The organism is Streptomyces sp. NPDC001502 (assembly GCF_042894785.1).
Lineage (GTDB): Bacteria > Actinomycetota > Actinomycetes > Streptomycetales > Streptomycetaceae > Streptomyces > Streptomyces kutzneri.
Genome location: NZ_JBIAVW010000005.1, coordinates 184480 through 206273, shown reverse-complemented (window position 1 = coordinate 206273; position 21794 = coordinate 184480). Strand labels below are relative to the sequence as shown.

General features: G+C 71.8%; 29 protein-coding genes. 14 read left to right on the top strand and 15 right to left on the bottom strand.

Annotated features, from left to right (window positions below; all coding sequences use genetic code 11):
- Positions 1 to 180 precede the first annotated feature (180 nt).
- Complete coding sequence (locus ACFY0D_RS10575) at positions 181 to 378, top strand: hypothetical protein (protein ID WP_189744317.1); 198 nt, start codon at positions 181 to 183, stop codon at positions 376 to 378.
- 171 nt (positions 379 to 549) lie between these two features.
- Positions 550 to 1008: a hypothetical protein gene (locus tag ACFY0D_RS10570; protein WP_390797951.1), complete on the top strand. Its 459-nt coding sequence runs from the start codon at positions 550 to 552 to the stop codon at positions 1006 to 1008.
- Between the two features lie 70 nt (positions 1009 to 1078).
- Here ACFY0D_RS10570 and ACFY0D_RS10565 read toward each other — a convergent pair whose 3' ends face one another.
- The 4 genes from ACFY0D_RS10565 to ACFY0D_RS10550 form a co-directional block, all read right to left on the bottom strand.
- Complete coding sequence (locus tag ACFY0D_RS10565) at positions 1079 to 2053, bottom strand: hypothetical protein (RefSeq protein WP_390797950.1); 975 nt, start codon at positions 2051 to 2053, stop codon at positions 1079 to 1081.
- Positions 2054 to 2219: 166 nt separating this feature from the next.
- Entirely contained in the window at positions 2220 to 2924 is a 705-nt protein-coding gene (locus tag ACFY0D_RS10560) for a class F sortase (RefSeq protein ID WP_390797949.1), read from the bottom strand.
- Entirely contained in the window at positions 2921 to 3745 is an 825-nt protein-coding gene (locus ACFY0D_RS10555; protein WP_390797948.1) for a hypothetical protein, read from the bottom strand. The genes ACFY0D_RS10560 and ACFY0D_RS10555 overlap by 4 nt, the downstream gene beginning before the upstream one ends.
- A gap of 733 nt (positions 3746 to 4478) precedes the next feature.
- Positions 4479 to 5075, bottom strand: a complete 597-nt coding sequence (locus tag ACFY0D_RS10550; protein ID WP_390797947.1) for an HD domain-containing protein — start codon at positions 5073 to 5075, stop codon at positions 4479 to 4481.
- A gap of 74 nt (positions 5076 to 5149) precedes the next feature.
- On the opposite strand from ACFY0D_RS10550, the gene ACFY0D_RS10545 reads away from it, so the two are divergent.
- Positions 5150 to 5710, top strand: a complete 561-nt coding sequence (locus ACFY0D_RS10545; RefSeq protein ID WP_390797946.1) for a hypothetical protein — start codon at positions 5150 to 5152, stop codon at positions 5708 to 5710.
- Between the two features lie 246 nt (positions 5711 to 5956).
- Complete coding sequence (locus ACFY0D_RS10540) at positions 5957 to 6196, top strand: chaplin (protein ID WP_390797945.1); 240 nt, start codon at positions 5957 to 5959, stop codon at positions 6194 to 6196.
- Positions 6197 to 6263: 67 nt separating this feature from the next.
- Here the strand turns inward: ACFY0D_RS10540 and ACFY0D_RS10535 are convergent, their stop codons facing one another.
- The gene (locus tag ACFY0D_RS10535) at positions 6264 to 7007 is read right to left on the bottom strand and encodes a carbonic anhydrase (RefSeq protein ID WP_390797944.1); all 744 of its coding nucleotides are present in this window, start codon (positions 7005 to 7007) and stop codon (positions 6264 to 6266) included.
- A gap of 128 nt (positions 7008 to 7135) precedes the next feature.
- Positions 7136 to 7588 carry a PadR family transcriptional regulator gene (locus ACFY0D_RS10530; RefSeq protein WP_390797943.1) on the bottom strand — a complete coding sequence of 151 codons (453 nt, stop codon included), beginning with the start codon at positions 7586 to 7588 and terminating at the stop codon, positions 7136 to 7138.
- A gap of 74 nt (positions 7589 to 7662) precedes the next feature.
- Between ACFY0D_RS10530 and ACFY0D_RS10525 the strand changes: the two genes are divergently transcribed.
- Positions 7663 to 8313: a hypothetical protein gene (locus ACFY0D_RS10525; protein WP_390797942.1), complete on the top strand. Its 651-nt coding sequence runs from the start codon at positions 7663 to 7665 to the stop codon at positions 8311 to 8313.
- Between the two features lie 20 nt (positions 8314 to 8333).
- On the opposite strand, the gene ACFY0D_RS10520 is transcribed toward ACFY0D_RS10525, so the two are convergent.
- Together ACFY0D_RS10520 and ACFY0D_RS10515 are read right to left on the bottom strand one after the other, a co-directional pair.
- On the bottom strand, positions 8334 to 9824 hold the full coding sequence (locus ACFY0D_RS10520; protein WP_390797941.1) for a cellulose binding domain-containing protein: 1491 nt from the start codon (positions 9822 to 9824) through the stop codon (positions 8334 to 8336).
- Positions 9825 to 9958: 134 nt separating this feature from the next.
- On the bottom strand, positions 9959 to 10168 hold the full coding sequence (locus ACFY0D_RS10515; protein WP_390797940.1) for a hypothetical protein: 210 nt from the start codon (positions 10166 to 10168) through the stop codon (positions 9959 to 9961).
- 18 nt (positions 10169 to 10186) lie between these two features.
- On the opposite strand from ACFY0D_RS10515, the gene ACFY0D_RS10510 reads away from it, so the two are divergent.
- Positions 10187 to 10615, top strand: coding sequence for a protein-tyrosine phosphatase family protein (locus ACFY0D_RS10510; protein WP_390797939.1), 429 nt, complete (start codon positions 10187 to 10189; stop codon positions 10613 to 10615).
- Between the two features lie 206 nt (positions 10616 to 10821).
- On the opposite strand, the gene ACFY0D_RS10505 is transcribed toward ACFY0D_RS10510, so the two are convergent.
- From ACFY0D_RS10505 to ACFY0D_RS10495, 3 genes are all read right to left on the bottom strand, one after another.
- Complete coding sequence (locus tag ACFY0D_RS10505; RefSeq protein WP_390797938.1) at positions 10822 to 11193, bottom strand: VOC family protein; 372 nt, start codon at positions 11191 to 11193, stop codon at positions 10822 to 10824.
- A 37-nt stretch (positions 11194 to 11230) separates the two neighbouring features.
- A complete protein-coding gene (locus ACFY0D_RS10500; protein WP_390797937.1) occupies positions 11231 to 12340 on the bottom strand; it encodes a PP2C family protein-serine/threonine phosphatase in 1110 nt (369 codons plus the stop codon).
- 88 nt (positions 12341 to 12428) lie between these two features.
- Complete coding sequence (locus tag ACFY0D_RS10495) at positions 12429 to 13241, bottom strand: LysR substrate-binding domain-containing protein (RefSeq protein ID WP_390797936.1); 813 nt, start codon at positions 13239 to 13241, stop codon at positions 12429 to 12431.
- Between the two features lie 58 nt (positions 13242 to 13299).
- Between ACFY0D_RS10495 and ACFY0D_RS10490 the strand changes: the two genes are divergently transcribed.
- Entirely contained in the window at positions 13300 to 13704 is a 405-nt protein-coding gene (locus ACFY0D_RS10490) for a DUF5997 family protein (RefSeq protein WP_390797935.1), read from the top strand.
- Between the two features lie 88 nt (positions 13705 to 13792).
- On the opposite strand, the gene ACFY0D_RS10485 is transcribed toward ACFY0D_RS10490, so the two are convergent.
- The 3 genes from ACFY0D_RS10485 to ACFY0D_RS10475 all read right to left on the bottom strand — a co-directional run bounded on the left by ACFY0D_RS10485 (position 13793) and on the right by ACFY0D_RS10475 (position 15307).
- Positions 13793 to 14404 (bottom strand): YdeI family protein, encoded by a 612-nt coding sequence (locus ACFY0D_RS10485; protein ID WP_390797934.1) that lies wholly within the window; start codon positions 14402 to 14404, stop codon positions 13793 to 13795.
- A gap of 9 nt (positions 14405 to 14413) precedes the next feature.
- Positions 14414 to 14677: a hypothetical protein gene (locus ACFY0D_RS10480; protein ID WP_390797933.1), complete on the bottom strand. Its 264-nt coding sequence runs from the start codon at positions 14675 to 14677 to the stop codon at positions 14414 to 14416.
- Positions 14678 to 14851: 174 nt separating this feature from the next.
- Positions 14852 to 15307 carry a DoxX family protein gene (locus ACFY0D_RS10475; RefSeq protein ID WP_390797932.1) on the bottom strand — a complete coding sequence of 152 codons (456 nt, stop codon included), beginning with the start codon at positions 15305 to 15307 and terminating at the stop codon, positions 14852 to 14854.
- A gap of 379 nt (positions 15308 to 15686) precedes the next feature.
- On the opposite strand from ACFY0D_RS10475, the gene ACFY0D_RS10470 reads away from it, so the two are divergent.
- From ACFY0D_RS10470 to ACFY0D_RS10445, 6 genes are all read left to right on the top strand, one after another.
- Positions 15687 to 16643, top strand: a complete 957-nt coding sequence (locus ACFY0D_RS10470; RefSeq protein WP_390797931.1) for a tellurite resistance/C4-dicarboxylate transporter family protein — start codon at positions 15687 to 15689, stop codon at positions 16641 to 16643.
- Positions 16644 to 16726: 83 nt separating this feature from the next.
- Positions 16727 to 17161: a VOC family protein gene (locus tag ACFY0D_RS10465; RefSeq protein WP_351158991.1), complete on the top strand. Its 435-nt coding sequence runs from the start codon at positions 16727 to 16729 to the stop codon at positions 17159 to 17161.
- A 33-nt stretch (positions 17162 to 17194) separates the two neighbouring features.
- Positions 17195 to 17881: an epimerase gene (locus tag ACFY0D_RS10460; RefSeq protein WP_390797930.1), complete on the top strand. Its 687-nt coding sequence runs from the start codon at positions 17195 to 17197 to the stop codon at positions 17879 to 17881.
- A gap of 57 nt (positions 17882 to 17938) precedes the next feature.
- The gene (locus tag ACFY0D_RS10455) at positions 17939 to 19147 is read left to right on the top strand and encodes an RNA ligase (protein WP_390797929.1); all 1209 of its coding nucleotides are present in this window, start codon (positions 17939 to 17941) and stop codon (positions 19145 to 19147) included.
- Positions 19148 to 19150: 3 nt separating this feature from the next.
- On the top strand, positions 19151 to 20257 hold the full coding sequence (locus ACFY0D_RS10450) for an AAA family ATPase (RefSeq protein ID WP_390797928.1): 1107 nt from the start codon (positions 19151 to 19153) through the stop codon (positions 20255 to 20257).
- Positions 20258 to 20288: 31 nt separating this feature from the next.
- Complete coding sequence (locus ACFY0D_RS10445; RefSeq protein WP_390797927.1) at positions 20289 to 20639, top strand: NTP pyrophosphohydrolase; 351 nt, start codon at positions 20289 to 20291, stop codon at positions 20637 to 20639.
- A gap of 58 nt (positions 20640 to 20697) precedes the next feature.
- Here ACFY0D_RS10445 and ACFY0D_RS10440 read toward each other — a convergent pair whose 3' ends face one another.
- On the bottom strand, positions 20698 to 21144 hold the full coding sequence (locus ACFY0D_RS10440; RefSeq protein ID WP_390797926.1) for an SH3 domain-containing protein: 447 nt from the start codon (positions 21142 to 21144) through the stop codon (positions 20698 to 20700).
- 213 nt (positions 21145 to 21357) lie between these two features.
- Between ACFY0D_RS10440 and ACFY0D_RS10435 the strand changes: the two genes are divergently transcribed.
- On the top strand, positions 21358 to 21732 hold the full coding sequence (locus ACFY0D_RS10435) for a YbjQ family protein (protein ID WP_030717675.1): 375 nt from the start codon (positions 21358 to 21360) through the stop codon (positions 21730 to 21732).
- Positions 21733 to 21794 lie beyond the last annotated feature (62 nt).

The window sequence follows — 21794 nt, the reverse complement described above, 5'->3', positions numbered from 1 at the left end:
CCGGGGGCTGGGCGGCGCGCGGGTCGGGGCCGTTGGGGGGGGGGCTCCGGCGGCTCGGGGGGGGGGGGGGGGGTGGTGCCCCCCCCCGCCCCCCCCGCCCCCCCGCCCCCCCCCCACACCCACCCCCCAGCACCGGCCCGGGCTCCGAAGCCTTTCGTTCCGAGAGGAGTGAGTGCTCTCATGCGCTACGAATTCCGCATCTCGGGGGTCGTACCGGACACGCTCGCCGCGAGCTTTCCCGAGCTCGACCGGATCCCCGTACCGGAGCAGACGCTCCTGTTCGGCAGCGTGGCGGACGAAGCCCACCTGTACGGGCTCCTCACCCGCTTCCAGTCCCTGGGCCTGCGGGTGCTCGAAATGCGCCGACTGCCCGCCTGAACGGGAGCCACCGGGCATGCCGCAGGGCGTGCCCGGGTGAAGACCACCCGCTTCGGGTGATCACAGGAACCGGACCGCCGGACGACACTGCGATGTGGGCACCGAAGCCTGTGACCGACGAGCCGGAGCAGGACGGTCCTGCGCTGTACCGCCAACTGTGAGGTGAATTCCATGGGCCAGCCGACACCGACCGGGGGAAACTGGAACACCGGCCCTGCGCCGGGCACTACGCCGTTCCCAAGCGGCGACAGCCAGGGCGCGGGGAACGTGGGCACGTTGTTCGCCGCGGTCCTCCTCCTGGTCACCGGCTGTCTCGCGGTGTTCCAGGGCATCGCGGCCATCGCCAAGGACGACGTCTACGCACGCGTCGGAAGCTACGTCTTCGAATTCGACCTCACCGCGTGGGGCTGGATCCATCTCATCGTCGGGATCATCGTCATCCTCACCGGGGTGGGCCTGTTCGCCGGCTCGAACCTGGCCAGGGGCGCCGGTATCGCACTGGCCAGCATCAGCGTGATCCTCAACTTCATGTGGCTGCCCTACCAGCCCTGGTGGTCGATCATCATCATCGCGATCGACGTGTTCATCATCTGGGCCCTGTGCACGAGCTGGACGCACGCCACCGACTGACACGCCCCCTGCGCGGCGGCACCCGACCCGGCGACGGGCCGGGTGCCGCCGTACACAGGGGCCCGGCGTACTAGCCGTTCGGGTCGAGGAAGAAGGCGGGCTTCCGTACGGTGAGGGACCCGGCCATGGCCCTCAGGTCCTCGTCGGAAACGGTCGGTCCACCGCCGTTCAGCACCACGATGACGCCTTCGCGTCGCGCGATGTAGCGGATGTACCCGTTCGACGACGTGCGCCAGGTGTCGGGGGCGACCTGTTCGCACGGGCCCGCGCCGACCCGTGTGCCGCCGCGGTCGACCTCGCACGCGTCCGGGGGTGCGAAACCGGGGACCTGCGGGGCCACGGTGACCCGGACACCGCGCTGCTCGCGGTCGGCGGCGCTGGTCTCCACCGGCCTGGGCAGCAGGAGATAGCCGAACGTGCCGTCGTAGCTGTCGGCCTCCGGGAAGTACAGCCGGTAGTTCCGCAGCTCGGGGGCCAGCAACGGGACCGCGGAGGAGGCGATCTGCCGTTCCGTGTACGCGGAGATGCTGCGTTCGCCGAGGGCTGCCGACAACGGCCACATCAGCAGCAGGGCGGCGGCGAGCACCCCCCACCGGCGGAGGGAGCCGACTCCGGGCAGCGCGACGGCGGCCGCGGCCGCGTAGGCCCCGGCTATCAGGAGCGGCATCGCGTACCAGGTCAGGAGGGACCCGCCCCCTGTCCGGGAGAACAGGTACTCGGCCGCCAAAGCCAGCACCCCGCCCAGAGCGGCCACCCGCCAGGCGGGACGGACACCCGCCACGCGCAGCAGCACCCAGCCGGCCAGAGTGGTGACGAGCGGGACGGCCGCCATCATCATGAGTCCGAACCCCAGGCACCCCCAGGGCTCGTCGCTGTGGCACAGGTCGTCGAAGTCCCACGGCAGCACCGCCACCACGAGCCACAGGACACCCAGCAGCGCACCCACACCGGCGGGCCGGGCCGATGGGCCGAGCAACTCCCGGGCGCTGCGCGCCCTTCCGCCGCGGTTCTCCCCGCCCCCGCGTTCCTCCACGGTCGCACCCATGGCTGTCGTCCCCCTCGATGAAGATCCGTTCCGGTGCTCCATCGTGGCTGCGCGATCATGCTCACGCCATGAGTACGGATACTCATCCGGTCGGGCGGTGACCGGGCCCGTCAGCCGCAGTGGGGCCCTGCGGCCGACGGGCGTGTTCCCGGATCCGTCGTCCTGGCTACGCGGCGCCCGTCATACGGGCGAACACCACCACGTTGCTGTCGTAATAGTGCTTCTTGGGATCGAAAGTGCCGCCGCAGGTGACCAGGCGAAGGCCCGCGTGGTCGATGTTCTTGTAGACCTCCAGCGTGGGGAACTCGGCCTTCGGGTACTCCGAGACCCGGTCCACCGTGAACGTGACCGTCTTGCCGTCCTGCCGGGTGACCTTGATGGTGTCACCGCCCTTCATCGTCTTCAGCTTCTCGAACACCGCGGATGCGCCGTTCCACGTGACGTGCCCGGCGATCACGGCCGGTCCCTGGGAGCCGGGGGTCGGCCCCGGCTCGTACCAGCCCGCGAGCGCGGGGTCCTTCGGGGTCTGCATGGTGCCGTCCGGGTTCTGCTGCAGCGTCTCCAGGGAACTGGTCACGTTGAGGGAGGGGATCGTGATCTTCTGCGGCGCTGACCGGGCCAGGGCCTGCTCGGCCTGGCCCGCACCGGCATCCGTCCCTGTGCCGCCCTTCGATCCCCCTGCGGGCGCCTTCCCGGTGGGCGAGGCATCGGCGCCGGCCGGCGCCCCGCCGGGGAGGTTCTGTCCCGCCGGGGCGGCGGGCTGCGCCGCGTCCTGGCCGCCGCCGCACCCCGAGAGGAGGAGTCCGGCGAGGACGACGGCCGCCAGCGGGCCTGCGGTGCGGCGGCGGAGCCGCGTGGGGGCCGGCTTCACGCGCCGCCCCCGGTGGTCCCCCTGCGGACGGAGCCGACACCGGCCCGCTTCCGCCCGATGATCACCGCACCCGCCACCACCGCGAGTACGGTGATCGCCACACCGTCGCGCACCGTCACCGGTACCGCCGTGTGCTCCTCGGTGCCGCCGCCGGTCTCGATGCCGCCGACGGGGATCGACCCCACGGCAGCGCCCTTGACCTCTCCGCAGTTGGTCGGAGCCGTGGCCTCCTGGGGCAGCTTCGGGTCGAGCTCGCTCTTGCCGGCCCCCTCGAAGTCGTACTTCTTGTTCTTGTTGCGGTCGATGCCGTGCTGCACGACGTGCAGGTCCTTGATGTGGTCGACGACGTCCTGGCCGACCTCGATCGTCCGCTTGTAGCGGATCGTGCCCTGCGCGTCGGCGACGGGCATGCGCAGCACGTCGAGGCCGCTGGTGGGCTTGGTGTCCCCGCCCGTGGTGAGCGAGATGTTGATGTCACCGTAGTCGTGCGTGGCCTCGGTGTTGCTGAGGACCCCGTCGCCGTCCTTGTCGTCGGTCGCGTCCGGGCAGTGGAAGTCGTGCCCCTTCGTCGAGCCGTGCAGGTGCTGGGCCGACGGCTGTCCGGGCACCATGCCCTTGGACTCGATCTGTACGGTGAGCTGCCTGCCCTTGAGGGTGAGCATGACCGTACCGCTGGAGCCCGAGTTGTTCAGCTGCGCCAGGTCGATCTGGTACGCCTTTCCGCCCTGCGCGAGAGCTGGTCCGGAAAGGCCGAGGGTCAGGACCACGGCGGCGGGTATGGCGGCGAGAGCCACGTGGCGACCGGCGCGCTTGACTATCACATTCGCTCCTGTTCCGTGGATCCCCAGGACGGGAATCGCAGATCGTACGGGTTGTGAACGAGGCCCTGGAGAGGCTCTCGTTCATCCTTCGGTGCCCCAACGCCTGCGGATGGGTGCCCATATGAAAAAGTTTCAGGTGAGTTTGTTCGGCTGCGTTCGACTGCTGCGACTGCGTGACATCACGTCGGCCGGGGCGCGGAAACAAGGCAGCCTCGCAGGGCCTTTCGGGAACCGGCGCAATTCCGCGTGCGGTGCACGCCGGAACGCGGCCACGCCGCAGCCGGTCACCGTGTCGGTCAGGACGTGGCCCCACGGTGGGGTCCCCGAACGCCGCACGTCGGCGGCCTGCGTCAGGCCGCGGCGGCGCCTGCGCCGAGCGGCCGGGAATTCGTGAAGGAAACACACAGCCGCATACGCAGGGAGGAGGTCGGGGAATCCCTCCTCCCTGCGTCCAGGTCAGCCCTGCTCCCGCCTATCGGCACAGGCTGCGGCGGGGCCGACCGCGTCAGGTGGAGGACTCGGAACTCGGTCTCTCCGGAAGTAATCTGACCGCTATCAATTCGATTCTGCCGCATCTACGCACGCGCATCCACCGCCTTAGACGTCATTCCGGACGTCGACGGGGGCATCATCCCCGTCGTCGGTCCGGTCCGGTTCGGTCCCGACCTTTCTAGTCGTCCCGGCGGCGACCGGACGAATAGTTGACCTCTGATGCTAAGAAATGCCGTCAGGGCTACGCGTGCACCGGGAAGGACGCCTGGAAGGCGAGCCGCCCGTCGGCTCCGTCACCGATGTGCGTGAGCAGATCGTCGAACGCGAGGTACTCCTCCCAGTGCTGACCGCCCGTCGCCCGGGCCAGGCGCGCGACCACGAGGTCTTCGAGCTCCGGGAGACGCTTGTTCTTCCAGACCTTGTCCGCCACGCTCACCAGCAGGTCCTCCAGCGTCGTACCGGGAGCCGTCCACGAGGCGTGGGTTCCGGCGAAGCGGGCCAGGTCCGGGCCGAATCCGTGGGCCGACAGCAGCGCGCGGCCCGCCTCTTCGTGCGAGGAGCCGGGCTCGGACAGTTCGTCCGTGTGCACGGTCTTGCCGATGTCGTGGGTCGCCGCCCCGAAGAGCACGGCCGCGCGGTCGACGGCGATCTGCGGATGGCGATGGTCCATCCATGTGACCAGTTGGACCGCCACGTCGTGGACGGCACGCAGATGGGCGGCCAGCCGCGGCGGTGCGCCTAGGGACCGGAGCAGGTCCACCACCGGGTCCGGGAGCGGCCGGAGCGGCGGATCGGCAGGAGCGTGCAGGGCCTGGGACAAAGCGTCTGGGAAGCGCATCGCTTCAGGCTACGGACGGGCCTCGGGGCCTCCAACCGGCCGACGGGGAAAGTGGCTTACTAGCATCACCTCTCATGATCACATGGGTCGTCACCATTGTTCTGGCGTTCGTCGGCTACACCGTCACCTACCTCAACGGCCTGCGCCTGGCGCAGCGACAAGAGCGGCTCGCGCGGGTCAACCGGCAGCTCAGCGAGTTCTACGGACCGCTGTTCGCCCTCACGGAAGCCAACAGCCGCATCTTCGGCGCGTTCATGGAGCGCAACGCCCGTTCCGACGGCCGGTCGCCCTTCGCCCATGAGCTGCCGCCCACCGAGGAGGAACTCGCCGAGTGGCGGCTGTGGGTCACGACCGTCTTCCTTCCCAACATCCAGCGGATGCGCGACCTCGTCATCAAGCACGCGGACCTCCTGAGCGAACCGGAAATGCCGCCGATCCTGCTCCAGCTCTGCGCCCATGTCTCCGGCTACGAGATCACGGTCGCCCGATGGGAGCAGGGGAACCACGGCGAGCACCAGTCCGTGGTGCCGTTCCCCAGCGAGGAGACAGCCGCCTACGCGCGGCGCGGGTTCGCCGGGCTGAAGCAGGAACAGGGCAGGCTCCTCGGGCGACGGCGCAACAGCGGGGGATCGTGACGGTCGGGATGCGGGGAGCGCCACAGGACTGGGGAGTCGGTCGGATGGTCCGACAAGCGGGTCGGGTCGCCAGGGCCCCTACGGCGCTCCCGTACCTCCGAACGGAGGCGGGGGTCCACCAATTCGAGGGAACCGGGCGGCCGGAACCAGGCCGGGAGGCCGTCAGCTGCCGAAGGAAAGGGCGACGGCCCCGCTCGGGGCTGTGCGGTGCTCCGGCGCCGCTGTGCGGTTACAAGGAGATGTCACGTGTCGCGTGTTCTGAAGAGTGCGGGTCTTGCCCTGGTGCTCGGCCTGGCGGTCATCGGCGGTGCGTCCTCGGCGTCGGCGGACGCCACCGCGGAGGGCATCGCGGCCGGCTCGCCCGGTGTGCTTTCGGGCAACCTGATCCAGATCCCGATCCACGTCCCGATCAACGCGTGCGGCAACAGCGTCAACGTGATCGGCCTGCTCAACCCGACCGCCGGCAACATCTGCGTCAACGCCTGAGGGTCGTGAACCGTGGCCCATCCCGGTCGGAGGCTCGACCGGGATGGGCCCGCACGCACCACCGCCGTCAGGCCAGGGTGCGTACGTGCTGGTCGCGCAGCTCGTAGCGGGCCGCGAGCACGGCCAGTTCGCCCGTGGCCACCTTTCCGGCGAGGTCGGGCTCGGCCGCGAGCCGTCTGCGGACGTTGCGTACGTGCGCGTTGATCGTCGCGTCGACGCGGGCCTCGCCGTGCTGGCTGTGATCGATGGAAGGCCGTATCTGATCGGCCAGGTACTGGATGTGAGCGGGGAGCGGCTCGCCCGACTCGTCGGCGTGGACCGCCGCGGCGACCGCTCCGCACGACTGATGGGCCAGGACCAGCACGAGCGGTATGCGCAGCTCCAGAACCCCGTACGCGATGCTCCCCAGAACCGCCTCGTCCAGTACCTCGCCCGCCGACCGTACGGTCAGCAGGTCACCCAGCCCCTGGTCGAAGACCAGCTCGGGCGGAACGCGTGAATCGACGCAGCCCAGGACGATCGCGAAGGGCTGCTGGCCCTGGACGAGCCGGCGGCGCACGGCCGCGGACTCGTGCGGGTGCTCCTGGTCCCGGGTCCGCCACCGCTGGTTGCCGGCCGCCAGCCGACGCAGGGCCTGCGCGGGGGTGGTCACGGGCTCCGTGCTCTCCGGATCCCGCGGGGTGGCGAAGGCGGGAATGGCCGCGCCGAGGGTCAGACCCGCTCCGGCGGCCGCCGCCGTGCCCGCGAGGGCGGTGCGCAGCAGGGCGCGGCGGCTGTGCGGAGCGGGGAGGGTTCGTATGTTCGAAGACATGGCCGGACCGTAACCCGCCATTCCGATAAGGGAGTTGGCGCGTCGGTCACAATGGCGGGATCCGCGCGGGGGCAGGCTTGATGGGGCCGGGATCTTCTCAGCATGCGGGCAGCGCGTGAGCGGTGGGGTCACGGGGTGTCCGTCGCGCCCTCGGGTCGTGCCGCAGGGGCTTCGCGGACGGCCCGCCGGGCGGCGAGCCGCCGGACGGCAGCCTGCGCGCCCGATGCCATCCGCCGGGCCTCTGCGGCGAGCGCCACCTCGCCGGTCCCGGTCAGGCGGTAGTACTTCCGCAGCCGGCCCTGGTGGGCCTCCTCGCGGTCCAGCTCGATGACTCCCTCGGCCGCCAGCCGGTCCAGCACCCCGTAGAGCGTCCCGATGGGCAGCCGCACCTGTCCTTCGGACAGGGCTGCGGCCTCCGTGACGACGCCGTAGCCGTGCCGGGGCTCGTCGGCCGGCGCGGTCAGCACGTAGAACACGATGCCCCAGCCGAACCCGCCTCCGTTCTCGGGGTCCCCGGCCCGCGGAGCCGGCAGGGTGCCGCTGCTGTCGTAAACCTCGGCCACGAGGGTCACGTCGTTCACGTCGGCCCACGGACAATTCGGCCGACCCGGGCCCGCATGCGAGGCTTGCCCGGCACCCGGGAGGAGACCACACGATGCACACGCCGAGCCGGCCCGAAGACCTCGAACACCCCGAACTGCTCTGGTCCAGAGCGGTGACCATGGCCATCGTCGACACCGCCTGCTCGACGGGCACCGAGTTCGCCCTCGACGACGACGGCCTGTGGTGCCACTCCACGGGCGCGGGCGGCTGGTGGCGCCTGACCCTGCTGGACGGCGGGCACGCGGTGTTCTGCGGCCAGGACCCCGACGGCAGCCACACCCATGTCGGCGGAGAGCAGATCGACTTCCTCGCGGGCGGCCCCGACTGGCTGCCCTGGGACCTCCTGCGCGACGACGCCGCAGGCAATCTCTTCGGCTTCGTCTACTGGTGGGAGAACGGCGCGTGGCACCGCATCCCTTACCCGGACGAGGTGCGGGAGGACGGACTGGACGGAGCCGCGGCCTGGGTGGGCCCGGACGAGGAGGAGTTCCTCGGACTCACCGTGTCCTCGTTCGACGCCCCGTACGCGCTGGCGCCGAGCCTGACCGAGGCCGTCGCCCGGTTCGCGGCCCTGGTGCGCGAACGCAAGGCGGACGCGGACGCCGTGGCGGCGCTGCTGGCGGTGGCCCACGCCGAAGGCCGCCCGGCCCCGCGCCTCGACGCGGCACTCGACTTCGCCGCCCGCGCGGGCATCCACGCATAGGCCCGCGCGGGCTCGCGCGGCTACTTGAGCGCGGCGAACGCCTTGGTGAAGGCCAGCGGCTGCTGGAGGATCGAACTGCACGTCGCGTCGGCGTGGTTGACCGCCCCGGCCGCGCACTGCTTGTCCCGCGTGGAGGACCACATGGCCAGCCGGCCGATCCCCTTCGACGCGGCGAACTCCACGAGCTGCGTCGCGTCCTCCACCGTGAATATCTCGCTCGCGACATCGTTCACGCCGATCATCGGCGTGACGGCCACGGCCTTCCACGCCGCCGCGTCGGACAGCCCGAGGACACCCTTGATCTGCGCCTGCGTGGCCGTCGCGGCCTGGATCGCGTACTGCCCCATGTCCGTGCTGTACGCCGGTCCGTAGTCCATCGCCATGATGTTGACGGCGTCGACCCGCACACCGTTCTTCTTGGCGTCGGCCAGCAGCGCCACACCCGGCTGGGTCAGGCCCTCGGGCATCACGGGCAGCGTGAAGGCCACGTCCAGGCCCGGGTGGGACTTCTGCAGCCGGGCGATGGCCTGCGCACGCCGCGCGTTGGCCGCCGTGTCCGGCAGGGCCGCGCCCTCGATGTCGAAGTCGACCTTGGTGAGCCGGTACTGGTCGACGACCTTGCCGTACGCGGCGGCCAGCTCGTCCACGGTGGCGCAGTTCAGCGCCAGTTCGTGACCGGCGGCCCCGCCGAACGACACCCGTACGTCACCGCCCTTGGCGCGCAGCGCACCGATCTGGGCGGCGACCTTGTCGTTCGCGAGATCCGTGACGCCGCCCCACAGCGGTGCGCAGCCGCCGCCGGAGGTGATGAAGGCGAGGTGGAACTCCTTCACCCCGGTCTTCGTCGCGGTGTCGACCAGGTCGTAGGCGGGGTACAGGGAGGTGTCGACGTACGGGGCGAAGCGCGCGCCGCCGCCCCCGGGGGCGGGAGTTCCGGTGGGGGCGGTCGCCGTGGGGGAGGGCGGCTTGGTCCCGGTGGGCGCGGCGGAGGTGGCGGACGCGGTCGGGGCCGGGCTCGCCGTGACGGTGGGCCGGGCGGTGGGGCGCCCGCTGGGCTGGGCCGTGGCGCCCTGGTCCACCGAGCACTTCACCCCGTTGATCAGGCACCCGGTGGGGTCGCCGAGGGTGCCGGTTCCGCTCGCGACGAAGCCGACGGTGACGGAGGCCCCGGCCGCCAGCTGTCCGTTCCAGCTCGCGGGCTTCACGGTCACGCGGCGACCGGAGACCGTGTGGGTGCCGTTCCAGAGCGAGTCGATCTTCGTGCCCGCCGGCAGGTCGAACTGCAGGGTCCAGTCCGACTGCGCCGTGCCGGTGCTGTTGGTGATGACGTACTGGCCGGTGTAACCGCCGCTCCAGGAGCTGGACTTGGTGTAGACGGCTCCGACGGAGGTCGCCTGCGCGGTCCCGGTGAACGCGAAGGCCACCCCACCGATCACCGCCGCCGTCACGATCGCGCCCGTGACCTTCGCCGTACGGCTCGTCCTGCGCCGGTGCCCGACTGTGCTGCCCATCGCGTGCCTGCCTCTGTGTTACTGGGGAGTTGGGGATCCGGCAGCACGCTAGCCGCACCGAAACGGACATTCGTTCGTTTCGGTGCGGCCCTGATGAGTCTTAGGTTCCGCTTAAGGCAGGGGAAAGCGGGGCATCAGGAAGGGGGTTCGCGGAGCCCGCGTGTTGCGTCCTGCAGGGAGGAGTCGTCGAACGGGTTGTTCATCACGCCCGAGGCCTCGCAGCTCGCGATCACACCGCTGCCGGCGCCGATCTCGCAGACCTCGAAATAGGCGTTGTCGATCCAGCCTGCCTCCAGGTACGTGGTCCACGAGGCGCTCGTCCGGCCGCTGGGCACGGTCCGCACGGGGGCTACGCTCGCACCGTGAACGCCACATGGGAACCCACGATGACGGGCGTGCTGCGACTTCCCTCAGGCCGGCTCGTCCGCGGCCGGGGACTGAGCCGGCCACTCCCGCAAGGCCCGGAGCCCACCTTCGCGCTCCACCTGCTGGGCCGCCGGCCACCGCCGGTCGCCTGGGAAAGCCGCTGGCTCCGCTGGCCCGACTTCTGGCTGCCGTCCGACCGCGCCACAACCGCCGACGCGCTGCGCGAGGCATGGACACGCGCCGAGGCCGAACGCGTCGAGATCGCCTGCGCCGGCGGACACGGACGGACCGGCACCGCCCTGGCATGCCTTGCCGTGCTGGACGGGGTACCCAGCCGTGAGGCCGTCGCCTATGTCCGGGAGCACTACGCTCCGCGCGCCGTCGAGACCCCCTGGCAGCGCCGCTTCGTCTCCCGCTTCCAGTAGCGGCGTCACTCATCAGCCATAAGCACAGGACGCTTCACCAACCCGGTGAACCCTCGCGGTCACAGCATGAGAGCGGCGTGGCTCCCGGTTTGGCTCCCCTGAGCCGGACCGGGCGCCCAACACCCGCTTGACCTGCGCGGACCCATGCAGGAGTGCCTATGGATCCATCCGTTCCGCTCACGGGCGTCCTCTTCTGGCCGACGGCCTCAGCCGTGCGTGGCGTCGATGACGCAGAAGCGGTTGCCCTCGGGGTCCGCCAGCACCACGAAATCCGGGCCCTCCGGGTAGGAATCCCAGTCGACGTGCCGCGCACCCAGCAGGACCAGCCGCTCCACCTCCGCCGCCTGCTCCGCCGCGTCCGCCGCGTACAGGTCGAGGTGGACGCGCGGCCGTTCCTGTACGGGCGTGACACTGCGGCCGAGCGCCAGGCCCGGCCCGCCGCCGTCGGCCGGGACCAGGACCGTCCAGCCGTCGTCCACCTGGCCGCCACGGGGTACGTACCCCAGCGCCCGGCTCCAGAATTCCGCGGCCCGCCGCACGTCCGCGGCTCCCATGACGATCGTTCCGAGGGTCAGCATGATCCGATTCTGGCAAACCGGGACCGGCTCACACCCCCTACGGTGCCGCCGGCCGCTCGATCGCGACCATCGCCGCGTCGTCGTCCAGGGTGTTGCCGGCCGCGTGCTTGAGCAGGTCCTCGCACAGCCGGTCCAGCAGTGCTTGCGGACGCAGGCCCGACCATGCGGTCACGCGCCGCGCCAGCGGGTAGAAGGCGCCCGCCCGGTCGCGTGCCTCCAGGACACCGTCCGTGTACAGGAGCAGGACGTCACCTTCGGCGAAGGCGAAGGTCTGCGCGGTGACCGCCGACGCCACGAGCCCGGCCAGCCCCAGCGGCGGCGCGGGCCGGTCCACCTCCAACTGCTCGGCGCCGCCGTCGCGCAGCACGAGCAGCGGCGGCGGATGGCCGCAGCTGACGAGGTGCAGCACCGGCTCGGCGTCGGGGATGTCCAGGACGGCCGCGGTCACGAAGCTCTCGCCCTCGTCCCCGGCGCCGTCCAGGTCCGCCGAGACCGCCGCCTCCAGGTAGTCCACCAGGCCCGGAAGCCCGGCCTCCTGGTGGGCGGAGGCCCGGAAGGCGCCCAGTACCAGTGCGGCTTCCCCGACCGCCTCCAGGCCCTTGCCCCGGACATCGCCGATGATCAGCCGCGTGCCGGTGGCGGTCCGGGCGGCGGCGTACAGGTCGCCGCCGATCTGGGCCTCGGCCGCGGCGGCCAGGTACACGGAGGCGACGTTCAGCGGGCCGATCCGGTCGGGCAGCGGCCGCAGGACCACCTCCTGGGCGGTCTCCGCCACCGAGCGCAGCTGGGTCACCTCCTTCTCGTGCACCTCGCGCAGGTGGGCGAAGAAGGTCACGAACACCGAGATCATCACGAGCGCAATGATCTGGAAGGTGTGGTTCAGGTCGGTCAGGGTGGTGCGCGCCGTCGCGACCACCACCTGGGCCAGTACGGCGACCAGTCCGACGAAGGCCGTCATCCGCGGCCCCGCGAACGACGCGGTCACGGCCGGGGCGGCGGCCAGGAACGGTCCGAGGTGCACCTCGGGAGGAGCGAGCACGTCGATCAGCGTCACGAGGGCGATCAGCGCGAACGGGACCGCCAGCTGCGCGCGGCTCACCCTGGGGGACCGGTGGTGACGAGGGGACGACGGCGGCCGGAGATCCATTCCTCCTGCATACACCGCGAGGTGAGCCGGATCCCCGAAGCCCGGCCGTCGCAGGCGGACCTGCCGGTCCTACGGACGTCGGCCGGTCCTACGGGCGACGGCCGGGCCTGCCGCCCTTCCCGCCCTTTCCGCCCTTGGGACCGCCGGAGGCGCCGCGGGGGTTCTTGCCCGCCGGCTTCCCGGACGAGGACTTCCCGGCCCCCGCCTTCCGCTGCGCGCCGCCACCGCCGGCGCCACCCGCACCCGTTTCCGGCCGCTTGCGCTTCGCCTTGGGCTGCGGCGGGGTCGGTGCGCGCCCCCGCGTGCTGTTCACGGTCCGGCCGCGGACGATCCCGATGAACTCCTCCACCAGATCGGTGGTCTCCTCCTGCGGCCACGACAGCGCGACCCGCGAGGCGGGCGCGTCGGAGACCGGCCGGTAGGTCAGGTCCTTGCGGTGGTGCAGGCGGGCCAGCGACTGCGGGACGACGAGTACACCGACCCCGGCGGCCACCAGCTCGATGGCGTCCGCCGTCGTCTCGGGGCGCTCGATCGCGGGCTTGCCCGGCAGCTGCTCCCAGTCCAGGGTGTCGTCGAGCGGGTGGAACACGATCTCGTCGGCGAGATCCTCGGTGGACACCTCTTCCGCAGCGGCCACGAGGTGATCCTTGGGGACCACGACCACCGTCGTCTCGGTGTAGAGGGGGATCGCGCTGAGGTCGTCACGGTCGACCGGAAGCCGCACGAATCCGGCGTCCGCGCCGCCCGCCCGCAGAACGCCGAACGCCTCGATCGGGGACACCGCGACCAGGGTCAGCGGGACGTCGGGCAGCCGCTCGTTCCAGATACGCACCCACTTGCTGGGTGTCACCCCCGGGACATAAGCGAGCCGGAACGAATGGGGTACTTCCGAGCCTGTCACCCCGCAAGGTTACCGGTCGTGGTCGGAGGTAGCGCACACGCTCGATACTCTTGACACCATGACGTCGCACCAGAACACCCAGACGATGAAGCCCGCGACCGCGGCGAAGAAGCTGGGCGTGTACCTCGAGGCCACCCCCGCAGAGTTCCAGGAGGGTGTCGTCTCGCGCAGCGAATTGAGTGCGCTCCAGGCCGATCCGCCCCAGTGGCTGAAGGAGCTGCGCGCCAACGGTCCGCACCCCCGACCGGTGGTGGCGGCCAAGCTCGGCGTGTCCATCGCCGGCCTCGCCCGCGGCGGGGTCACCGAGCCCCTCACCACGGAGCAGATCGAAGCGCTGAAGCAGGAAGCCCCCGAGTGGCTCCAGCGTGAGCGCACCACCCAGGCCGAGGTCCGCAAGGAAACGGTCCGCATCAAGGAGAAGCAGGCCGAGAAGGCCGAGAAGGCCCGCGACCAGCGCTCCTGACCTGCGACTCCGCCTTCCGCCAGGCCTGGTCTCCCCGTGGGGAGGCCAGGCCTGACGCCTTCTCCCGGCCCGACCGACAAGACACCCCCTACGCCCCCGCGCCCCCCGTGCCCCCTGTGTCCGCGGAGGCGGCCCCGCCGTCCCCCAGCAGCCGCACCGCCCGGTCGAGCCGGGCCTGCCTGGTCTCCGGCGTGAGCGCCTGCAGCAACGGCAGGATCACCTGGTAGCGCCCGGTGCGGTCGAGTGCCTCGAACGCCCGCGCGGCCGCCGGGTGCGCCTCGAAGGCCGCCGCGAGGTCCGGTGGCACCGCCGCCGTCCGCTGCGACTCGTAGGCGTGCGTCCACCGCCCGTCCGCCTGCGCCCTGCGCACCTCGGCGAGCCCGGGCTCACGCATCCGCCCCGCGGCGCTCAGCTCCGCGACCTTGTCCACGTTCACCTGTGACCACAGGCTCCTGGGTCGGCGCGGCACGTACTTCTGCAGGTAGTACCGCTCGTCGAGGGCGCGCCGCTGCCCGGAGATCCAGCCGTAGCACAGCCCGGTGTCGACCAGCTCGTCATCGGTGACCGACGCGATCCCGGACTTCTTCTTGGCCACCTTGATCCACACGCCCTCGCGCCGCGTGTGGTGCTCGGCCAGCCAGTTCTCGAACGCCTCGGCGTCCGCGAAGCCGACGATCTCCACCCCGCCCAGTTCCTCCATGCACCCACGCTATCGCCCGCCCTGCGGGCCGGCCTCGGCCGACACGGTCCGGGAAGCGGCGCACGGTTCGGCCAGTACCTCCCCCAACGTGGGCCTGCGGGTGCCGAGTTCGAGGATCACGATCCCGTGCTCGACGGCCAGGGCGCCGACGCGCACCGCCGTCATACCGGTCACGGCGAGCCGGCCCGGCCCCGACAGACCGGCCCGGACCACCGTCGGCCGGCTCGCCGCGGTGCGGAGTCCCCACGACGACCCGGGCCACGGTGCGCTCATCTCGGCGGCCCCGGCCACATCGCACGTCTCGCGTCTGTTCACCAGGATCGGCGCCCGGGGCCGGGTCCAACCCGTCATCATGGCCTACGAGATGGGCTGGTCGCACCGCCTCGCTGAGGGGCCCGGGCGCCGGGGTGCGAGTGGCGCCGGCGCGCGGGGTGCTGAATCGATTCCTCAGGCGGTGACGGCCTCCGGACGGTTCTCCTCCCGCCGTCCGGCGGAGGCCGCCGAACGCGAGGAGAGCAGCCCGTCCACCGCCAGGGCGCCGGGGCCGGTGAACACCAGCAGGAGGAAGGCCCAGCAGAACATCGCCGAGGCCTCGCCGCCGTTCTGCAGCGGCCACAGCGCACCGGGCTGGTGCACGGTGAAGTACGCGTACGCCATCGAACCGGAGGCGACGAAGGCGGCCGCCCGGGTGCCGAGACCCAGCAGGATCAGGGCGCCCGCGACGAGCTGGATGGCGGCGGCGTACCAGCCGGGCCAGGTGCCGGCGGCGACGGTTCCGCCACCGTGCGCACCGCCGAGGACACCGAAGAGGGAAGCGGCGCCGTGCGAGGCGAAGAGCAGTCCGGTGACGATCCGGAACAGGCCGACGGCGTAGGGCTGGGCATGGTCGAGACGTGCGTTCATGGGGGGAGGCTCCTTCGGTCGGGGACGGGTCCCGAAGTCGTGCCGGTGTTCTCCAGCGTGGGCGAGCCATAGGTTAGGTAGACCTAACCAAGCTGGCAAGTGCGAGTTCCGGCCACCCACCGAGGGGGTCCGACGCTACCCCGCACCCGGAGGGCCGCGCCGGTGGCGCGCGGATCGGCGCGCCCGTGCGAGGGATCGGGGACCCGCCGGTCCGCTCCCCTGTGACGGACCGGCAGGTCCGCGTCTGAGTCCGGTCTGTGCATCGCGCGCAGTTCGCTTGATCTTGCGTGCACGAGGTTCCGCGTCCGGCCGTGTGGTTCCCGCGGCGCGTCGGCCCCGTCCGCAGGCAGCCGGCCGACCCGTGCGGTCCGCTGGGCGCGTGAGCATCCTCCCCGGCCGTGACTGGTGGACCGGGCTCCCGCCCGCGGCGGGAGCCGCCGTCATGGCCACCGGCATCATCTCCGTCGGCCTGCACCTGACCGGGCAGGAGGCGGCGTCACTGGCCGCGCTGGTCGTCGCCGGGGCGCTGTGGCTCGTACTCGCCGCCGACTTCACCGCCCGGCTGCTGGGCGACCGCGGGCGGTTCCGCGCCGAGGCCGACACACCGGCCGCGCTGACGGCCGTCGCCGCCACCACCGTCATCGGGGCCCGGCTCTCGCAGCAGGGCTGGCAGACGGCGGCCGCCGTGCTGCTCGTGGTGGCGGCGGTGCTCTGGCCCGGGCTGCTGTTCAACGTCCTGCGGCACTGGCGGCGGCGCATGCCGGGAGCGGCCTTCCTCGGCTGCGTGGCGACCCAGGGACTCTCCCTCCTCGCCGCGTCCCTCGCCGACGCCGGCCACCAGGACCCGCTGGCACGGGCGGCGCTGGCCGCCTTCTGCCTCGGCCTGCTGCTCTACCTGGCGGCCCTCTTCCGCTTCGACCTGCGCGAGGTGGTGGGCGGGGCGGGTGACCACTGGGTGGCGGGCGGTGCGCTCTCCATCTCCGCCCTGGCCGGATCCAAGCTCACCGCGTCACCCGTATGGACCGGTTCGGCACACACCACCCTGCGTACCGTCACTCTGGCCCTGCTCGCCCTGTCCCTCGTCTGGTACGCCGTCCTCCTCGCCGCCGAACTGCGTCACCCGCGGCCGCGCTACGACATCCGGCGCTGGGCCACCGTCTTCCCGCTCGGCATGACGGCCACCGCCTGCCTCTCCGTGGCGGACCCGGCCGGCGTCGCCTGGCTGCGCCCGCTGGGCGAGGTCCTGCTCTGGATCGCCGTCGGGGCCTGGCTGCTGACCTTCGCCGCGCTGGTCGCCTCGCACCTCACCGCCGGGAGCGGGGCGAGGGGCCGCTGACGCCCGCCCCGCGCGCGCCGTGCCCCCGCCCCGCCACCTCGCGCCGTGTGGCGACGGCGCCGCCACCTCAGTAGGGTCCCGGCATGGCGTACACATTCCAGGTGACCATCGACTCGACTGACCCGCACACACTGGCCGACTGGTGGGCCGAGGCCCTCGGCTGGGAAGTGGAGCCGAGCGACGAGCAGTTCATCCGCGGCCTGATCGAGGCGGGCCACGCGAGCGAGGACGACACCAAGACCCACCGGGGCACCCTCGTCTGGAAGGCGGGCGCCGGGATCCGCCACCCGGAGGGCCTGGAGCGCGCACCCCGCGTCCTCTTCCAGTTCGTCCCCGAACCCAAGACGGTCAAGAACCGGGCCCACTTCGACGTCCGTACCGGCTCCGACGACCCGAAGGCACTGGTCGAACGCCTCATCGCCAACGGCGCCACACACCTCCACGAGGGCCGCCAGGGCCCCAGCGTATGGACGACACTCGCCGACCCGGAGGGCAACGAGCTCTGTGTCTCGCACTAGCGCGCACCGAACACACCCAGGGGGCTGCCCGCCGTGAACGTCATCCTCTTCGGCGCGACCGGCATGCTCGGCCGGGGCGTCCTGCGTGAGTGCCTGCGTGACGACGCGGTCGAGAGCGTCGTCGCCGTCGGACGCACCCCGCTCGGCGTCAGCCACCCCAAGCTGCGCGAGTGCGTCCAGGACGATCCCTCCGACCTGGCCGCCGCCGGCATCGACCCGGCCGCGTACGACGCCTGCTTCTTCTGCCTCGGGGTCTCCTCCGTCGGCATGAAGGAGGAGGCGTACCGGCGCGTCACCTACGACCTGACGCTCGCCGTGGCCCGGCCGCTGGCAGCCGCCAATCCCGGCATGACCTTCGTCTACGTCTCCGGCGAGGGCACGGACAGCTCCGAGCAGGGCCGTTCCATGTGGGCCCGGGTCAAGGGGAAGACCGAGAACGACCTGCTGGAACTCCCCTTCCGCGCCTACATGTTCCGCCCCGGCATCGTCCAGCCGGTGCGCGGCGTGCCCTCCAAGGCCCGTCTGTCCCGGGTGTTCTACGCCGTCCTCGGCCCCCTGGTCCCCCTCGTGCGGCGGGTCGCCCCGAACCTCGTCATCACCTCCGAGGCCTTCGGCCGCGCCATGATCGCCGTCGCCACCCCCGGCACCGAGATCCCCGGCCACATCCTGCGGCCCGCCGACATCAACCGCCTGGGCACGGCGCCGACCAGGCATAATTGACTACCGGGCACACCCTCCCGCGCGTGAGAATGAGCCATCTCAAACCGGGAGGACCCCATGAGCCAGGAGACCCTGACTCTGCATGACCTGCTGCCCGCACAGGCGCTGGCGGACTCGATCGACGCAGGGTACGTGACCCGCAAGTCGCACCCCGAACTGCCGCTGTCCATCTACACCTACACACGGACGGCCCAGTACGAACGCGTTTGGAACGACGTCACCACACGCTGCCGCGGACTCGTCGCCGACGACGAAACCGGCGCGATCGTCGCTCTGCCACTGCCGAAGTTCTTCAACGTCGGCGAGCACGAGTCGGGTCAGCCGTACGCCCCCGCCCTCCCGGACGAGCCGTTCGAGGTCTACGACAAGGTCGACGGCAGCCTCGCCGTCGTCTTCCACTACGCGGACCGCTGGCGGGTCGCCTCCAAGGGTTCCTTCATCAGCGCCCAGGCGACCTGGGCGCAGCGCCTGCTCGACGGCCGGGACACCGCGGCCCTGCGCCCCGGCACCACCTACCTCGCCGAGATCCTGTACCCGCAGAACCGCATCGTCGTCGACTACGGCGACCGCCGGGACCTCGTCCTCCTCGCGGCCTTCGGCCGGGACGGTACCGAGGTCCCGCTCACCGAGGCCGCGTCCCACTGGGAGGGAATCGGCTCCGTCGTCACGGTCTGGCCCGCCATGCCCATCGGCGAGCTGATCGCGCTCACCGAGTCCAACACCCTGCCCGGCGGCGCCCCGGCGACCGGCACCCAGGCGGAGGGCTTCGTGCTGCGTTTCGCCTCCGGTGTGCGTGCGAAGGCCAAGCTGGCCGAGTACGTACGGCTCCACCGCGTGCTCACCAAGGTCACCGAGCGGGACATCTGGCGCGCCCACGGCATCCAGCGGTTCGCCGGCCTGCCCGTCAAGCAGCTCGCCCAGGGGCTCGGCACCACGGCCGCCGAGATCGAGGCCTCGGGCGGCAAGCCGCTCGACGCGCTGCTGGACCAGGTGCCCGACGAGTTCGACGCGTGGGTGCGCGAGGTGATCGAGCGGATCGAGAGCGAGGCCGCGCGGCGCGAGCGCGCCAACGACGAGGCGTACGCGGGACTCGCGCACCTGGCCGCCGACCGGGGTGCCTTCGCCCGGGCCGTGAAGGCACTGCCCGACCGGGAGGTCCGGGCCGCGATGTTCCTGCGCCTGGACGGACGGTCCACGGAGCTCGCCGTATGGCGCAACGTGCGGCCGGAGACGTCCGACCCCTTCACGAACGACGAGGAGAACTGACCCGTGTCCGAAGAGACACCCGAGAACACGGTCGCGACCGCGGAGGTGACCGCGGAAGTGACCGCGGAAGTGACCGCAGACGCGACCGAGGAAGTGACCGCAGACGCGACCGAGGAAGTGACCGCAGACGCGACCGAGGAGGCGAACGCGGCCGTGGCCGCCGCCGAGGAGGCCCCGCTGCCCGTCGTGCACGTCATGACGGGCCTGCCGGCCTCCGGCAAGACGACGGCCGCGCGCGCCCTGCAGGCCGCGGCCGGCGGCCGCATGCGCCGCGTCAACCTCGACGACCTGCGGCTCATGCTCGACCTCCCGGACCCCGCGCGGGGCCGTAGCTTCAAGCACGAGCAGACCGTGCTGGCCGTCCAGGACGCGGCGGTCCGCGCGGCGGTCGACGGCGGTTTCGACGTGGTCGTCGACAACACCCACCTGACCAAGAACATCCCCAAGCGGCTCAAGGCGGCGGTCGGCGGTCTCGCGACCTTCGTCGTGCACGACTTCACCGACGTCCCGCTGGAGGAGTGCCTGCGCCGGGACGCCGCGCGCGAGCGCCAGGTCGGCGAGGAGATCATCCGCGTCCTTGCCGAGAAGCACGAGAAGGCCCGGCGGGGAGGCTGGCGGCTGACGTCGGAGTGGATGAACGGCGGGGCGAGCGGGGTGGCCGCGCCGCCCGTGACGGAGTACGTCCCCGACCCGGCCCTGCCGGCGGCGGTGATGTGCGACATCGACGGCACGCTGGCGCTGACCGGCGACCGGGGCCCGTACGACTTCTCGCGCTGCGAGCTCGACCTGCTCAACGAGTCCGTGCGGCACGCGCTCGACGCCTTCCGGCGTGCCGACGGCGACGTGATCGTGCTGCTGTCGGGGCGCGGCGAGGAGCACCGTCCGCAGACGGAGTCCTGGCTGCGGCGCCACGAGGTGCCGTACGACGAGCTGTGGATGCGCGCGGCGGGCGACACACGCCGCGACGACGTGGTGAAGGCGGAGCTGTTCGACACGCATGTGCGCCACCGGTACGCGGTACGGGTCTCGCTCGACGACCGGGACCGGGTGGTCGCGATCTGGCGCCGGATGGGCCTGCCCACCTGGCAGGTCAACTACGGCGACTTCTGAGGGCCCGGCCGCCGTGAATGCCGTGAATGCCGTGCGGAACGTGCTGATCGTGGACGGCGCGAACGTCGTCGGCTCGGTGCCGGACGGCTGGTGGCGGGACCGGCGGGGCGCGGCCGTCCGGCTGCGCGACCTGCTGGCCGGCCGGGGCGGGGACGAGGAGATCGTCCTCGTCGTCGAAGGCGCCGCCCGGAGCGTCGAGTCCGTCCCCGGTGTACGGGTGGACTCGGCGCCCGGGAGCGGTGACGACCGGATCGTGGAGCTGGCCGCCGCGTATGCCGAGCGCGGCTGCGTCGTGGTCACGGCCGACCGCGAACTGCGGGAACGGGTCCGGGCGTACGGCGTCGAGTGCGTGGGTCCGCGTGCCGTACGCCCGGTGGACTGACTGCTGACCTGGCTGACTACCCGCCTGCCTGGCTACCGGCCGACCGACCGGGACCGGGTCAGCGGCAGTACTTCACCTCGGAGAGGTTCTTGACGTAGCGGGCGGAGACCCAGCGCTCCTTGTCGTAGGCGCGCTTGGGTGCCTGGGCGTCGTGCTCCCAGTCGCCGTTCTTCTCGGCCAGGCGGTACCAGATGCGGTTGCCGTCGACCTTGTCACCGTACTTCTTGCACTCGATCTCGACCTTGCTGTGCGGGTACACGTGGCCGAGGGACTGCGAGTGGGTGCTCGGCTTGCTGCGGACCGTCAGCGGGCCCTTCGACACGACCTTGCCGATGACGTACTTCTCGGGATACACACCGGGCTCCGCGGACCCTCCGCCGACGACGATCTCCCGCGGCGGCAGGTTCTCCGGACCGTCGTCGGCGACGGCGGCGCCCGCTCCGACCAGACCGAGAACCAGGCTGCCGGTGGCGAGAGCGAGGGTGGTTCTGGTGGGCTTCAGCATGAGCCGGCTCCTCTACGAAGACATCCACCCGGCCGCGACGCGCGGCACGGGGCGGCAACCAGGCGGTTGCCAGGGACGACTATGACGAGGGCGGGGAGGGTAGCCCCGGTGGCTCACCGTCGTTTAACCCGATATGACCAATTTGTCCTATCGGAGTGCGCGGCCGTGCGCCCCAGGGTGCGGGCGGTGGCGGCCCGCGCGAGAGTGGGTGCCATGGGTATCGATGACTACGGCGGCGGCGCCGGCGCACACGAGAGCGGCGTCCTCGTCGTGACAACCAACGACGTCCCCGGCTACCGGGTCGAGCGCGTCATCGGCGAGGTCTTCGGCCTCACCGTCCGCTCCCGCCACCTGGGCAGCCAGATCGGCGCGGGCCTGAAGTCGATGATCGGCGGCGAACTGAAGGGCCTCACCAAGACCCTGGTGGAGACCCGGAACCAGGCGATGGACCGGCTCATCGAGCAGGCGAAGGCGCGCGGCGGCAACGCCGTGCTGATGATGCGCTTCGACGTCACCGACGCCCAGGACGTCGGGACCGAGGTGTGCGCGTACGGGACGGCCGTCGTCCTCGTACCCGCCTCCACCTGACCCCGCCCGCGGCCCCGCCCTCGGCCCCGCCGCCCGAGGGTGTGCACGGGGATGCGATGCTC